Annotated in this window: 11 protein-coding genes; 5 read left to right on the plus strand and 6 right to left on the minus strand. The window is 61.3% G+C overall.

Features of this window, described 5'->3' with window-relative positions:
- Window positions 1–9 precede the first annotated feature (9 nt).
- The 4 genes from CAURI_RS01045 to CAURI_RS14245 all read left to right on the plus strand — a co-directional run bounded on the left by CAURI_RS01045 (window position 10) and on the right by CAURI_RS14245 (window position 4,680).
- Window positions 10–2,616, plus strand: coding sequence for a DNA polymerase III subunit gamma and tau (locus tag CAURI_RS01045; RefSeq protein WP_012714764.1), 2,607 nt, complete (start codon window positions 10–12; stop codon window positions 2,614–2,616).
- 57 nt (window positions 2,617–2,673) lie between these two features.
- Entirely contained in the window at window positions 2,674–3,054 is a 381-nt protein-coding gene (locus tag CAURI_RS01050) for a YbaB/EbfC family nucleoid-associated protein (RefSeq protein WP_010190004.1), read from the plus strand.
- A gap of 113 nt (window positions 3,055–3,167) precedes the next feature.
- Window positions 3,168–3,824, plus strand: a complete 657-nt coding sequence (gene recR / locus CAURI_RS01055) for a recombination mediator RecR (protein WP_010190001.1) — start codon at window positions 3,168–3,170, stop codon at window positions 3,822–3,824.
- A gap of 481 nt (window positions 3,825–4,305) precedes the next feature.
- A complete protein-coding gene (locus CAURI_RS14245) occupies window positions 4,306–4,680 on the plus strand; it encodes a DUF6973 domain-containing protein (protein WP_371325732.1) in 375 nt (124 codons plus the stop codon).
- Window positions 4,681–5,557: 877 nt separating this feature from the next.
- On the opposite strand, the gene CAURI_RS01060 is transcribed toward CAURI_RS14245, so the two are convergent.
- From CAURI_RS01060 to leuA, 5 genes are all read right to left on the minus strand, one after another.
- Entirely contained in the window at window positions 5,558–6,337 is a 780-nt protein-coding gene (locus CAURI_RS01060) for a type 1 glutamine amidotransferase (protein ID WP_010189997.1), read from the minus strand.
- Window positions 6,330–7,619: a Mur ligase family protein gene (locus CAURI_RS01065; RefSeq protein WP_010189996.1), complete on the minus strand. Its 1,290-nt coding sequence runs from the start codon at window positions 7,617–7,619 to the stop codon at window positions 6,330–6,332. The genes CAURI_RS01060 and CAURI_RS01065 overlap by 8 nt, the downstream gene beginning before the upstream one ends.
- 24 nt (window positions 7,620–7,643) lie before the next feature.
- On the minus strand, window positions 7,644–9,194 hold the full coding sequence (locus tag CAURI_RS01070) for a hypothetical protein (RefSeq protein ID WP_010189995.1): 1,551 nt from the start codon (window positions 9,192–9,194) through the stop codon (window positions 7,644–7,646).
- A gap of 99 nt (window positions 9,195–9,293) precedes the next feature.
- A complete protein-coding gene (locus CAURI_RS01075) occupies window positions 9,294–10,949 on the minus strand; it encodes a hypothetical protein (RefSeq protein ID WP_010189994.1) in 1,656 nt (551 codons plus the stop codon).
- Window positions 10,950–11,256: 307 nt separating this feature from the next.
- Window positions 11,257–13,071 carry a 2-isopropylmalate synthase gene (gene leuA, locus CAURI_RS01080; protein WP_010189993.1) on the minus strand — a complete coding sequence of 605 codons (1,815 nt, stop codon included), beginning with the start codon at window positions 13,069–13,071 and terminating at the stop codon, window positions 11,257–11,259.
- A 286-nt stretch (window positions 13,072–13,357) separates the two neighbouring features.
- Between leuA and CAURI_RS01085 the strand changes: the two genes are divergently transcribed.
- A complete protein-coding gene (locus tag CAURI_RS01085) occupies window positions 13,358–14,560 on the plus strand; it encodes a mannosyltransferase family protein (RefSeq protein ID WP_010189991.1) in 1,203 nt (400 codons plus the stop codon).
- Here CAURI_RS01085 and CAURI_RS01090 read toward each other — a convergent pair.
- A complete protein-coding gene (locus tag CAURI_RS01090) occupies window positions 14,557–15,429 on the minus strand; it encodes a DMT family transporter (RefSeq protein ID WP_010189989.1) in 873 nt (290 codons plus the stop codon). The genes CAURI_RS01085 and CAURI_RS01090 overlap by 4 nt on opposite strands.
- Window positions 15,430–15,472 lie beyond the last annotated feature (43 nt).

Here is a 15,472-nt window from a genome sequence, read left to right on the forward strand (position 1 = left end):
TGACTAACCGTGGCTCTTTACCGGAAATATCGTCCAGCAACGTTCGCGGAAGTGGTAGGCCAAGAGCAGGTCACCACGCCGTTGTCCGCCGCCCTTGATGCGGGGCGCATTAACCATGCCTACCTCTTTTCCGGCCCGCGTGGCTGCGGAAAGACGTCGTCTGCGCGCATCATGGCCCGCTCGCTGAACTGCGAACAGGGCCCCACCTCCACGCCGTGCGGGGTGTGCGATTCCTGCGTCTCGCTGGCCCCTGGCGGGCCGGGCAACTTGGATGTCACGGAGCTCGATGCCGCTTCCCACAATGGTGTCGAGGACATGCGTGAGCTGCGTGACCGCGCCTACTACGCGCCGGCGGAGTCGCGCTACCGCATCTTCATCATCGATGAGGCCCACATGATTTCCGCCTCCGGTGCCAATGCTTTGCTCAAGGTGGTAGAGGAGCCACCGGAGCACGTGATCTTTATCTTTGCCACGACGGAGCCGGAAAAGATCATCGGCACCATCCGCTCGCGTACCCACCACTACCCCTTCCGCCTGCTAACCCCGCCGGCGATGAAGGGGCTGTTGGAGCGCACCGTGGCCTCGGAGAACGTCCACGTGGATGACACCGTGTACCCCATGGTCATCCAGGCCGGCGGCGGGTCACCGCGTGACACGTTATCCATCCTGGACCAGCTGTTGGCGGGCGCGGGGCCCGATGGCTTGACCTACGATGTGGCCCGTCCGCTTCTGGGTGTCACGGACGAGGGCTTGCTGGATAACACGATTGAGGCTCTGGCTAGCCAGGATAAAGCGGGGCTTTTCCGGCTTGTCGACGATGTCATTGAAGCCGGCCACGATCCCCGTCGTTTTGCTATTGACCTCTTGGATCGTTTGCGGGATTTGATGATCTTGCAGGCCGTGCCATCCGCGTTGGAGGAAGGTTTGGTCTCGGCTCCGACTGACCGCGGGGAAGTACTGACTGCCCAGGCGCAGCGTTTCTCCGGCCCGCAGCTGGCCTACCTGGCGGAAACCGTCAACGAGCGCGTGTCCTCCCTGCGGGGAGCGACGTCCCCACGGCTACTTCTAGAAATTTTGTGTGCGCACCTCATCGTTGGTGCCGCCCCCGCAGCGGCAGCGGCCGGTCAGCTACCCACCGCTGCCCCGCAAGGTGCGGGAGCGCAGCCTTCGGCACCCGCAGGGCAGCCCACCGCGCCTGCTCAGCGCCAGCAATCTGCGGTCGCCAGCGCCCAGGATCCCGCGGCCGCCGCTGCGGCTATCATCGCGCAGCGCCGCAGCCGTCAAGCAGCAAAGCAAGAGGCCCAGCAACAGCAACCACTGCAGCAACCGCAGCAGGCCGAAAAGGCTCAGGAAGCAGTCCAGCAGGCGCAGCAGACCCCAGCCCCCGAGGACTCGCAGCCCCAAGTGCCAGAGCGTTCTGCACAGCCGGAGGCGCAGCCTGAGCCGCAGCCAGAGCAGCCTAAACAGCGCCAAGAGCAGCCGGAGCGCCAGCAACAGGAACAGCACGAACAGCAGCAACAGGAGCAGACGGAACAACAAGAACAGGCTCGAGAACAGCATCCTGAGGCTGAGCAGCCTCAGGACCCAGCCGCGGAGATTCGCGGGCGTTGGTCGGACCTGCGCGCCACCATTGGCCGTCGCAACAAGGTCGCTGAAATCATGCTCGCCGAAGCCCGTGTCCTTGGCGTGCGTGATGACACCTTGGTTCTTGGGCACACCACCGGTGCGCTGGCGGAACGCATCAATTCTCCAGGCACCAACGAGGTCATCGTGACCGTCCTTCAGGAGGAGCTCAACCGCACCCTGAAGGTCACGTGTGTCATCGGCACCGACCCGAAGGCCCACGGGTTCACGGTGACTGAGCCAGTTCAACGTACCCAGTGGAACCCCAACCAACCGCCACGTGAGCCCGCTGAGCCCGACGAGGAGGCAGAGAGTCCGGAGACTCCGGACGACGCTACTGATTCGCACTCTTCCGAAACTGCGCCAGCTTCCACAGCAGAAACAGAATCTGAAGAGGTCGGCAAGACCAGCGAACCCGAGGTGAAGGAACGCGGCGACGCTAGCGATGACCCGTGGGGCGCGCCGCGTCGGATCGGGCAGCAGGGGCCGTCGTCTGAAATGACGGCGGATCAGCCCCAGTCTCAGCACGGTGCGCGCGAGGATGCAGGCACGCGACCGGAGACTGCCCCGCGCGGGGCAGCAGTGCCCCCAAAGAGGGAGGCCCGTGGCAGCCAATGGCGATCACGCATCGCGCAAGCGAGCCAAGTAGCGGCCCAGCGGGATGAAGAGTTTTCCAAGGTTCCCAAGTTTGGCAACGGCGTTCCGCTGCCGCCGGAGCCGGGCCCGGACGAGGGTGAGTTCGAAGCACCACCGGAGGACTACGGTCCGCCGGCAGGGATGGGTGGGGCGCCGGAAAGCGCAGGCCAAGCGCCTGCCGCGCCACAACAGCCTGCGCCTCAACAAGCTCCCGCCCCGCAGCCAGAATACACCCGCGCGGATGAGGAACGCGAGATGATGGAGGCCGCGCAGAACGCCGGCGAGATGGACCACCGCAATGCCACGGAAGTCGCGATGGAGCTCCTCGCACAGGAGTTGGGAGCGCGGCGGCTCTAGCGTGGCATCTGTACACTTGGCCCGTAGTGAAAATAACCGTGTGAAAGGATTTTTAGCATGACTGAGAACGACCCGATGCAGCAGGCAAATGACATGAACGAGATCCTGGCGCAGGCCGCCCGTGTCCAGGCTGAGCTGGAGAAGGCTCAGAAGGAAATCCTGGCCGCCACCGTTGAGGGTAGCGCTGGCAATGGCCTAGTGAAGGTCACCATGACCGGCGGCGCTGAGCTGCAGAGCGTGTCCATTGATAAGTCCGTCGTCGACCCGGAGGATATCGATACCCTTCAGGACCTCATCGTTGGCGCCTTCAAGGAGGCTCACGCTGCTGCTGGCCGCCTGGCCCAGGAGAAGATTGGCCCGCTGTCCCAGGGCATGGGGCAGTCCCAGCAGAACTACGATGGTCCGTCCATCCAGGATGTCTTCGGCGGTAACCAGTAAGCCGCGCGTTAGACTTAAAGGCCGTTGTTGCCCTCTTGCGGAGGGCGGCGCGGCCTTTTGTTGTGTCTCCAGCCGCTAGGGCTTAGGGGATTGTTGAGTGAGGGGAGCATTGCGTGTTTGAAGGACCTCTGCAGGATCTCATCGATGAGTTCTCGCGCCTGCCGGGTATTGGCCCGAAGTCAGCGCAACGCATCGCCTTCCACGTACTGCATCAAGACCCAGAGGAGATTGACCGCCTCCAGAAGGCGCTGGGGGCAGTGCGTGATGGGGTGACCTTCTGCCGCATCTGCTGCAATATTTCCCGCGAGGAAGTCTGCCGCATTTGCATCAATTCGCAGCGCGATGCTTCCACCATCTGCGTGGTGGAAGAGCCCAAGGACATTCAGGTTATCGAGCGCACCGGCGAATATGACGGCCGCTATCACGTGCTCGGCGGCGCACTCGATCCGTTGGCGAACGTGGGCCCGAAGGATCTCAACATCTCGCAACTACTGCAGCGCCTCGGCGGCGTGCTACCGGACCGAGAGCTGGCGGACTCCACCCCGGAGGAGCCGCTTTACGACGACTCCCCGGACATCACCGAGGTCATCCTCGCCACCGATCCCAACACCGAGGGCGAGGCCACCGCAGCTTATCTTGTGCGTCTGCTACGAGACTTCCCGGGACTGAAAATCACGCGCCTAGCTTCCGGCATGCCGCTGGGCGGCGACCTTGAGTTCGTCGATGAGCTGACGCTTTCGCGTGCGTTGAGCGGCCGCCTAACGGTTTAAACCGGCGCTTCAGAAAATAGAGAATTAACCGTTGAACTTTTTCGCCAGAGCTTCCATATCGGTAGGACTCATGGGGATTTCGGGTTTGGAAAACAACTGCGGTAGCTGCCAAGATGATTCGCATAAACGTCCCGACCTGTTCCTGCGGCACGAATCTTGCTGTGGGGACTACTCGCATGGGCTAGTCGGTTTCCGAAATACTTGATTGCCCAGTCGAAATCCTTGAAATCTGGGTCATATTTGTAGGCTGAAATCCTTCCAAGTAGGGCAAAGATCCAATCTGCGCACTGAACTGTTTGGTAAAGATGGCTTTCTACTTCGAGCCGACCCGTACGGTTACTTCGCATCCCTGTCAGCTAATGAACAACGCGCAATCATTGCTGCAGTTGAACGTGCCAGGGTCACTGACATCAATCCTCAGGTAGCGCCTTTTGCGACCGCCCAGTTGGACCCCTACCGGATATATATCCAGGGCCTTGAAATGCTGTCCTGCATCGCGCTGGTCGATGTAGTATCATGCGGCATCGCCAATCAGGCAGCCACAACCGCGAGTATGGAAGCGCAGAACCGGTTTCCTGGCGCCACATCACTCCACAATGGAAAGGGCGATGTTTTTCGGCACTGCTCGTGGAATGCCCTGATGACGATGAGAATCGGTGCAGATGCAGCTGAACGCATTGCTACTAACCACGAAACTGTCGCTCAGGGGCCAGCGGATGAGACCAGCATGGACCTGTATAACAATGCCCAAGGTCGATTTCTTGGATTTGCTTTCGCAAGTAGTGGCGACGAAGCTTCTGCTCTGAACCAGTGCGCCCTCTGGGCTAGCATTGGACTGCTATCTCCACTTTCCTAGGATAGGCACGAGAAGGGGTTTATGTTAATGAGACGCATGATGGCGCGGATAGGGTTCACTAGTATTGTCTCCCTATTACTCTCCTCTTGTAGTTTTGATGACCCATTGGCTTCTCATCTCGCGTCCCTAGGACGATCGGGACATGCAATGCCCGTTACTGAGTCCATCACACTGGAGGAACTCTACGGACCAGAGTGGACTGAGTTTTCGCTCGTGTGCCCATACACTCCGTATCAAACAGTCAAAGAAACACTTATGGCTGATGATCCCCCTGTTCCAGAACACGGCTTCTCCGATCACGAAAACTTCCTCTTTCTTAGAGGAAAGGGCGACAGCGAACAATGGGTGAGGTTCTCTCGACAGGCTCTCGATCTGTGTTCTCCATCAAGTCCGTCTTCTTTAATCATGGAGTCAACGACAGTTGCTCTCACTTTTTCTCTGGATAATCCGGGTAGTGCTTGGATTCTAACCGACTTGAACAAGTAGTCATATGGGCTCGCTGCTCCTGGGCAGTATCGGGAACACTCAGATTGGGGTCAGCGTGCACGCCCAGGCGATCATCGTCGCGGCCTTGAACGAGCAGTAGGATCGTCTTGATGGTGGCCAGCAACGGAGCATCGTGAACGCTCTGGACGCGTCTACCGCTGCGACTGAAGAGGCCGAAAAGTGGGCGAGGGATCGCCTTCGCCCTGCCGAATAACCCCGGCTAATCCACCCGCGAGGTTGACAAACTATATAGGAACACCCCCTGGATACGCGAAAACTCGTGTTGTTCACACGAGCTTCGGAAGTGGAGCACCTTAGTGCGTCCGTTGCCTACGGTACCGTGTGCCGAAGGTTGTGGTCAATCGGTTCAGTTAGTTACTTCTATTGATATCTAGCGCTGCGAGCGCGGCGGCTCCGAGGCGTTAAAACGCTCGGTGCGCAGCTGGTTAATGGCAGGGATGTTCAAGGGCTCAAGCTCGCTGAGCGCGACTCCCATGGCCTTGGCCAGCAGCAGATCCGCCAGCTGCGGGTTGCGCGCCAAGACGGGGCCGTGCATGTAGGTGGCGATAACGCTGCCCTGTACCGCGCCCTCGGCACCGCGCTGGACGGCCCTGTCGGAGAGGTCCAGAATGGCGGCGGTATCCGCATTGCCGGTTCCGCGCGTGAGCGTTCCCAGCGGTTGGGCGGCAGGCCCCAGGATGGTTGCACCCATGTGGTTCTCAAAACCGGTGAGCGGCTCGGTGAGCTCAGCGGTGATTCCGGCCTTGGTCGGTTCCGTGGCTACCTCACCGATAGCGCGCTCGGTCATGGAGGCGGTGGTGGCGTCGATGAGCCCCACACCATCCACCACGCGGCCGGACGCACGGAAGGACTCGCCGAGTACCTGTAGGCCTGCACAAATCGCCAGAATCGGGCGCTTCGCGGCCGCCGCGCGGGTCAGGCCGCCATCGGCGATGAGGTGCTCTGCGGCGAGAATCTGCGCGGTGTCCTCGCCGCCGCCAAGGGTGTAGACGTCGAGAGAATCCGGCACCGGCTCACCTAGCTTGATGGGCACGATCTCAGCCTCGTGGCCGCGCATGCGGGCGCGCTGGCGCAGGACCAGGGCGTTGCCGTCATCGCCGTAGGTACCCAGGATGTCAGGGAGGATGAGGCCAATCTGCAGGCTAGTCATTCGAGTGCTCCTTTGCTGCTGCGGCGGTGAGGGCCTTCTTCAGATCACGGAAGGCGGTGTAGTTGGCCAAGACCTCGATGCGGCCCTCCGGGCAGGATTGAATAGCGGCGAGTGGGTCTGCGATGAGCTCGTGCGAGATATCCGCATAGACCAAACGCACTGCGAGGTCGGTGCCGCGCTCACCCGCTGCCTTGACGGGAATACCTTCGAAGTCCTCAAAGCGAACGTCCCATAGCCAGGACATATCAATACCGTCGGCGACGTGGCCATTGGCGGCGATGACCAAGCCATCTGCCTCTCGGTCCACCATGGACAGCGCTTCTTGCCAGCCGGCCGGGTTCTTGGCCAGGAGGAGACGAATCGTGCGCTTGCCCAGCGTGATGGTGGAGTAGCGTCCGGCCACATCATCGACGCCTTCCGCAGCGGCAATGGCCTTGTGGCGGTCCACGCCGAAAGCTTCGACCGCGGCGGCGACGGCTTGGGCAGCATTGCCGCGGTTCGCGCGGCCTGGGAGGGAAAGGCGCAGCTTATCGACGCCCTCCGGGCTCACCAGCCCGTCCTCCGTCACTGCCCAGGTGGGGGTGGGGCGGCGGAATGCGCGGCCGTCGGCAAGCGGCTTGACCGCGTGCCAGTCCTCGCCCTCGCGTACGATGTGGCCCCCAGTGCGCGGGCAAGTGACGGATTCACCCATCCAGCCGGCACCCGCGGAAACCCAAATGACATTCTTCGCGTCATAGGCCACGGAGGTCATGAGGACGTCATCGCAGTTGGCGATGACGAGCATGTCCGGGTGGGCCTCGACGGCGCCGCGCAAGGCGCGCTCAATCTTGTTGATCTCACCCACGCGGTCCAGCTGATCGCGGGAAAGGTTCAGCAGCACCAGCGCGGTGGGGTTGAGATTATCCGCGACGTGGGGAACGTGAAGCTCGTCTACCTCAAGGACTAGATGGCTCGCATCTTTGCCGGCCAAGAGCGCGGAGATGATTCCCGCATCCATGTTGTCGCCACCATCGTTGGTGGCCACGGTGTGTTCGGCGCGCACTGCGGCGGCCAGCATGCGCGTGGTCGTGGACTTGCCGTTGGTTCCGGTGACCAGGATAGCCGGGCGCTGATTGGCCAAGTTCTGCATGATGGTGGGGTCGATGGCATTGGCGATGAGTCCGCCAATCATGCCGCCCGCGCCGCGGCCCGTGGCGCGCGAGGCGGTGGTGGCCAGCGCCGCAGCGGTGGTAGCGACCGCAGTGCGCGCGGAAGAAAACGCGCTTCGGAAGTTAAAATTCATGTTCCCCAGAGTAGTCGGGGGACCTTAGCTATCGGTGTTGTGTGAGCGGTTGTGTCCCGAGTTTTGCTGCTTCTGGTGGTTGCCACTACCGCGGCGGCCACGTCCACCGCGCCGGCGACGGCGGCGACCTTTATTGCCGCCCCTGTTCCGGTTGTTCGAGTCGGAGTCCGACTGGGCGCGCTTGTCACTCGCAGATCCGTCGGACGAAGAGCCCTGGTGCTTCTTCTGCGCGTGTTCCTGCTTGGCAGAGTGCTGAGTACCGGAGGACTTGCGGCGCGAGCGGCGGCGGTTCTTGTTCGTGGAACGATTGCGGTTGGATTGTCCGCTGCTGTGGCGTCCGCCCGAGTTACCCGTTGACTTAGACCCGGATTCTTCCTCTGGCTCCGTGGGTTCCTCGATGCGCTCGAGAGCGGCAAGGAAGGCAACGTCGGACATCAGGGGGATGTCCTTGCGGTGAGCGTGCATGGGCTTGCCCACGAGGTTGGTGGTGATGTTGCAGACCACCAGGGACGTTTCTCGGGTGAGCTTTTCCGAGTAGTTGAGCTCCTCGCGGGCTAGGGCGGCGATGATGGTATCGGGGTCCTCGGTGATTTCCGGGGCTACAACGATCTCCATGCCGCGGATGAGCTCCTTGCCGGGCACATACGCGCCAGGGTTGTGGTGCTGGCGGGGCGCTTCAGCAGCGTCGACGCGGACGTGGGAACGCTGCAGCCCAAAACGGTCCGCTCGCAGATCATCCGGTGCTGCACTGCTCAGTGGGCCTGAAGCTTGCGCGCGATAAAGATCCACAAGCAGGCGGGTTGCTTCGCGGGAGGTCTCCTTCTCCGGCTTCTGCGCACGTTCGACGCTGGCCGTGGGGTCAGGCGCTGGAAGGCCGGTATCGCGAGCAACTGTTGCCAGACGAATATCGGTGCCCCACACGCTTTGGCGACGAGCCGTGGCGAGGGTATCCACGATCGCCACTGGGGTGGGAACGTGTCCCACCTTGAATCGGCGGCGCCGGCCTTTGCCGCGGTTGCGATTGCGCGCGCGGTTTTGGCGGGCGGCGGCGGTCATTGCGCGGCGTGCCTCTGAGACGATGAAACCCCAGGTGTAGGGGGCGTCGTGGACGATGAGCGTGCGGCCATCGATGAGCCGGTCCAGTGGTTTGAGGAGCATGGAAAAGGACTGTCCTGCCTGGACTTCCTCAGCACTGAGACCGTGCAGGTGTTTAGGGCCTGGGTCCTCGCCCGGATTGATGACGGCGTGGAACTCTTGGCCGATTTCGCCTTCGGCGTTGAGGGTTAGCGCATCCACAGTGAGCAGTCTGCCGGTGGAAGGGTGGATGCCGGTGGTTTGGATGGTCAGCGCCACGAAGGGGAAAGCTGCGAGGGCTTCCTCGCGGGCGGTGGCCTTGTCCTTGTTGTCGTCCTTGTGCGGCTGGGCCGTTTGTTGCTCATTCCCGGTCTGTTTTTGGGCAGCCTGGTGCGGGCGTGGTCCCGGCTTCGGGGCGTTGGTGTTCGGTGACGCCGCGGCCGGCGTCCCTGCTGCGCTAGGTTGCGTTGCAGGCTTGGAGGGGCCGGGTGTCGTAGTCATTGTTCACAGTTTAGTCCCCAACTGCTAGGAAGCTGGAAAGGGCACACGTGACGTAGGCGTCAACCATCTAAATGGTGGAGAGGCGAGCTGTGCCGTGGGCTAACCGAATTCGATGACGGTGACATCGCCGTCGTGGTCTGGTACGAGTTCTTGAGGTGGCTGTACGGTTCGCGTCGCAGTCGGCCTAGCGGTCACAGTCACAGGGGCCTGGCCGCCTTCGTCCGAACGATCCTGGTTCGCTGGAGGGGCGGTGGTCGGTGGCGTGTGTGGAGTAGGTTGAGCTGAGGTATCGGGTGCCGACGTCGCTGGAATTGGCGTCGAGGCGGGCGCAGTCCGAGGCGCGCTATAAGGTGCCCGGCTAGGTTGCGTCGCCTGCGGGGCTGGCGTCGGGCTCGGCGTGCCCGCGTCAGCGGTGGGGCTATTGCCGTGAAGATGCGGCGTGCGTGCTGCAGGCTCTCCCGGGAGTGCTGGTTCGGACAGATCCGTTGGTTCGGGCAGTTCCGTTGGTTCAGACAGCTTCGTTGTCACTGTTGTTTCTGCCGCGGTTGGAAAAGCGGAGTGATCGAGCGTGCGTGAGGTAGCTTCGACGTCCTGGCTTTCGGAGCGGCGAGCGCCTGGGAGCGTACCTTTGGCTGCCTCCGCTGTAGCGGAACGTTCGCTGTTAGTTCTTATATCTCTATCCGGCTTGGCAGCGTGCAGCGAGGTGCCGTTCTCCGTCATGGCTGAGTCGGTGACATGATCATGGCTGGGGCGTGGTGTGCCCGGCAAAAATGCAACGCCCGCGGTGCCACCGACTACGACAGCAGCACCTGCTGCGCAGGCAAGCTTAAAACCGGTACTGGCCGCAGCTAATTGTGTTCCAGCCGTAGCGCTAGCCGCAGCGGAATTCAGGGAGAGAACTTGCGCGCCTTGCGAAGCAGTGGAAGTTGCAGTGTGCGCTACGGCAGTAGCATGGGTGCCTCCGAGTGGCGAGATTGCTGCATGTGCCTTACCGGCGTTCGCGACCGTCGCCGCAGCCGCCCCCGCCGCGGCCGCGATGACACTTGCGGTTCCCTCGGCGAGAGAAGTGTCTGGCGTTCCTTCTTCGGCGTAGATCGTGAGAGTTGGGGAATCGGGATCCGGTGTGAAGTAGGCGCGGGCAACTGCGATGAGACCCTCATGTTTGAAACCCGCGATAGTAGTGCTCAACCGTGTGGCCTGATTGTGCGGAATGGTGGCAACAAGCTCATCGTCCACGTGAATCTCGATAGCGCGGCGGAAGAAGCGCCGGCTATTCGACAAACGCACGAGGAGTTGGGCGGGGTGCTCCGGCAGGGAATGGGATGAGCTTGCAAACTCAGTGATGTGCAGCGAGTGATCCCCGCTGAGTAAGCCCCAGCGTTGTGCTGGAGGGACATTCTGGGGGACGCAGAGACCTGGTTCGGGGAGCAGCACCTCGAACGAAGGGATTCCGTCTGTCTCCGCATCTTCACGGAGAAGGATTTCTGCGGTAGCTTGCGGAGTTAATCCAGCGCCAATGATCGGATCCAGCTCTGCGTAGTCGGCGGATTGGGAGGCGGGAATGATACCGACGATGTCCTCTTCATATCGGACACGGAAGCCGGATTTTGAGTGCCCGCACAGAGTGACAGGGAGAAGGTTGTCCTCTGCTGAAGACAGTAGCTGCAAAAACACCTCTGGGTTGACAGTGCCAACCGTAAGGCGGCGGGGCTCACCAAAACCACAGTGGGGGACAACGTAGTTAGTGACCGTCATATTTTTCGCCTTCACTGCTCAAACCGCGACACATGCGCGCGGTGGTCAACCGAGCGTAGGAGGGAATACCATAGTGCAAACTAAAATCCTCTAAGGCACACGGGGGTTAGAATTCATTGCGTTAGTGTCGTGTCCATACATTATATAACCTGCCATGCTGGCCTACAACAGCGCATTCTCATCACGGAGTTGCAGGCTAGCGGCGTTGGCAGAAATACTCCGCTCCAGGATGTCTATCCAAAGTCGCTTGCGGAGGGGAACAAGGTAGCCGAAGGGCTGAGCTTCTTCTGCTTGCTTGGTGGCGGATTTAGTCAGCGCGGTTGACAGCAGACGTAATCGCGTTGATGGACGCGCGCGTTGTGGAGCCGGCGATGCCGGCACCCCAAACCTGGGCGCCGTTGACTTCGGCGGCAATGTAGCAGGCTGCCTCCGCATCGTCACCGGAGGTGCGGGACTGCTGGGAGTAGTCGATGACCTCAAAATCAATTCCGACATCCTCCAAGGCATTAGCGTATGCGGCGATAGGGCCGTTGCCGATGCCTGAGACGATGCGCTTTTCACCGTTGAAGGCGATGGTCGCGGTTACCTTAGCGTCCTCATCCTCCGTGGTGGAGTTGTCCACCTGGAAGGAGACCAGCTCCAGCGGGGAAGTGCGCTCAAGGAATTCGTTGGCAAAGATGTCCCACATGTTCTTGGAGTTGACCTCGCCGCCCTCGGCATCGGTCACCGCTTGGACCACGGAGGAGAACTCCGCCTGCATGGCGCGCGGCATGTTGATGCCGTGATCGGTCTTCATGATGTAGGCCACGCCGCCCTTGCCGGACTGCGAGTTGACGCGAATGACCGCCTGGTAATCGCGGCCGACATCCTTCGGGTCGATGGGTAGGTAGGGGACTTCCCAGGTGGTTTCCTGCAGCTCTTCCCAAGAAACCTCGGTGTTGTTCGCGCCTGGGCGTACCTCCTGCGCCAGGGCGTCCAGGCCCTTGTTGATGGCGTCCTGGTGCGAGCCGGAGAAGGCCGTAAACACCAGTTCGCCGCCGTAGGGGTGGCGCTCCGGCACGCGCAGCTGGTTGCAGTATTCCACGGTCTCGCGGATCTTCGGCAGATCGGAGAAGTCGATCTGCGGATCCACTCCCTGGGTCAGCATGTTCAGTCCCAGGGTGACGATGTCCACGTTGCCGGTGCGCTCACCGTTGCCGAACAGACAGCCCTCGATGCGGTCTGCACCGGCCATGTAGCCCAGCTCAGCGGCGGCGATACCTTCGCCGCGGTCATTGTGTGGGTGCAGGGACATGATAATGGAATCACGCCGAGCAAAGTTGCGGTGCATCCACTCGATCTGGTCGGCGTAGACATTCGGGCTGATCATCTCGACGGTGGAGGGCAGGTTGATGATCATGGGGTTTTCTGGAGTTGCCTCCATGATGTCGACAACGGCATCGCAGACCTCAACAGCAAAGTCCAGCTCAGTTCCTGTGAAGGATTCCGGCGAGTATTCCCAGCGCCAGTTGGTGTCCGGGTAATCCTTGGCAATGCTCTTGATGAGCTCCGCGGCGTCCGTTGCCAGCTTTTTAATGGCTGGGCGGTCCTTGCGGAAGACCACACGGCGTTGCAGCTTCGAGGTGGAATTGTAGAAGTGCACAATGACGTTCTTTGCTCCCTGGCACGCCTCGAAAGTGCGGCGGATCAGGTGCTCGCGAGCCTGTACCAGGACCTGAATGGTGACGTCTTCGGGAATCTTGTTGCCCTCGATAATTTCGCGAACGAAGTCGAAGTCCGTCTGAGAGGCGGAAGGGAAGCCCACCTCGATTTCCTTGTAGCCCATCTTGACCAGCAGGTCGAACATGCGGTGCTTGCGCTCGGGGCTCATCGGATCAATGAGGGCCTGGTTGCCGTCGCGCAGGTCCACCACGCACCACTGCGGGGCCACGGTGATTTTCTTATCCGGCCACGTACGGTCAGGCAGGCTAACCGGCTCGACCTCTTCGGCGAAGCTCTGGTAGCGGTGAACTGGCATCGAGGAACCGCGCTGTTTGTTCCAGGCAGGTTGGTTGTCATTGCGCGGGCCGGCTGGGGTGGTGATTTCGCGGGGAGCGGAGATGAAAGAATCGTTCGGGGACATGGTGTTTGTTCTCTTCCTTATCGAAGGCCTGAGGCCTGAAGCGTTTGTTTCGCCGCGTTGCTGTGATGAGCAACTACGGGGCGAATTGACGGGAACGGCCAGCTGTGGTGTGTGTTGGCATCACCACGCTCCGCGACGGGGCGCTGGCCGTAAAGCTACAAACCTAAATCCCGCCGCGGCTACTAAGGAGAAGAGTGTGCCGCAAAGTCATGTGAGCCACAATACAACGCTTCTCATTGTGTGGCAACTGATTTCACATATTGGGACGTGGTGGGGTGTGGATAGGATGATTGGCGTGCATGAAGAGAATTCCACGAAGACGACGCCGGAGCCTGGGGCGGATACCGAGGTAGAAGGTGCCTCATCAGCCCCTTCCTCCCCCGCAGGTGCACAGGGGAGGCTAGCGCTCCTACCAGTTGCCGTGCTGGTCGCGGTTGTCGGCACCGCAGTGCGTATCACTGTTCTCAGCGTCATTGCCGGGGTTAATGAACAGGAAATGTGGGGTCGGCTCACAGCCTGGGATTCCAAGTACTACCTGGAAATCGCGCGCGCGGGGTATTTCGACGCCGACATCAACACGGATGGGCCGGTCCATGAAATCACTATGGCTTTCTTTCCGGGCTTTCCCTTGCTGTTGCGGGTGCTGGGCTGGACTGGAATCAGTCTGGAGATAGCCGCGCTCATTGTTAACACCCTGCTTACTGCAGTCATGGCCGCCGGAGTCATGGTTTTGGCGCGGCGCGTGGGTGCGCAGCGTCGTGGGCAATGTGCGGCGGCCCTCGTGGTGAGCAGCGCACCGATGTCTATCGTATTTTCGATGCCCTATACCGAGGCCCTCTTCGGGGCGCTGGTGGTGTGGGGGCTTATAGCCTTAGATGATCGCGCCTGGTGGCGTGCAGCGGCATTCGGCTTCGCCTTATCCTTTGTTCGGTTGACCTCCGTCGACTTCCTCGCCGTCTTTGCTCTGTGGGCGCTCATTTATGGGCGGCGCTCCTGGCAGGCGTGGCTTGGCCTCGTCGTCGCAGCGCTCCCGCTACCGGCATATCTACTGTGGACGCAGCGCTATTTGGCAGATGCTGGTGGCTACTTCGGGATTCAAACTGAGCATTGGAATTCCACCTTTGACGGCGGTGCGGCAACCGTGCAGTTCGTGTGGGAAACCCTGACTGAGAACAACGACGTGGGCTACCTGCTCACCACCCTGGTGATCGTGGGCGTTCCTGTGCTGCTGCTGGCAGCATGGGGGAGGGTTACCCCGGTGGCCTGGTGGTTTAGCGCTGCGCTCTGCGCGAATGTGCTGCTTTCCGACGGCATCATGCACTCGCGCCCGCGTCTCCTCCTGCCCGCCATTATCTTGATCCTGCCGTGGGTTGTGCGCGCGGCTAGTGCCCTGCGGCCGCGCGTGCTGTGGGCCGCGTGCGGCGCGTGGGTTCTGTGGTCCGCGTGGTTTTCCGCGTACATGCTGGTGGTCTTTGAGTGGGCGATCTAACGCGGGCTTTGCTCTGCGCGCTGAGTGCTTCCCGGGTTGACTGGAATGCGTGACAAGACAATCGTGGCGACGATCATGATGATGAGTGAAGCGCCCATCACGCACCACCCCGCAACGCTGCTGACCTGAAATTTTTCACCGAGCACCCAGTAGCCCAAGCCGAAAGCCACGATGGGCTCCATGATGGTCATGGCGGGAAGGGAGTGCGCCAAGGCACCGGCGTGGAAGGAGTATTGCTGGATGACAGTGCCGGCGGCCGCCAGCCCGATGAGCACATATAGCTCCCAGCTAGCCAGCAAGGCCGCAATGCCTTGGTGGGAGAGGACATCAACCACCGCCTTGGCCACGAGCGCCACGTAGCCGTACAGAATGCCGCACGCGCTGCCGAGTGCCAGTGCGGACTCTTCCGGGCGGTTATAGGCTGCCACGAAGAGCGCGGTGAGTGTGAGGGCGCCAAGGGCGAAGGCGGGCCACCACTGGGACCAGGTGGGCGTCGTCAAGCCTGCGGTGGGGCGCCCGTAGACCACCATAACGCTCACCGCGATGGTCAGTGCCAGGCACCAGAAGATCTCTCGTGCCGGCATCGGCCGGCGGGAATACCAGGCGGCAAGCGGCAGCGTGAACATGAGGGATAGGACAAGGATGGGCTGCACGATGAGCAGGGTGCCGAAGTGGAGCGCGATGAGCTGCAAAGCATAAGCGACAACGGCGGCGCCGGTACCAATCCACCATAGGGGTGTGCGCATTGCGGTACGCATGACGCTGCGGGAGCTGGCGTCCAACACGATGCGGTGGCGTATGACAGTTCCCCAGGCCACGACTAGTGCCGAGGCCAGTGCAAACGCAACGGCGACCAGGTTTGAAAGCATCGTTTCTACCTTACCTGGAATTAATACCCAGTACGTGTTTCGA

The organism is Corynebacterium aurimucosum ATCC 700975, from assembly GCF_000022905.1.
Lineage (GTDB): Bacteria > Actinomycetota > Actinomycetes > Mycobacteriales > Mycobacteriaceae > Corynebacterium > Corynebacterium aurimucosum_F.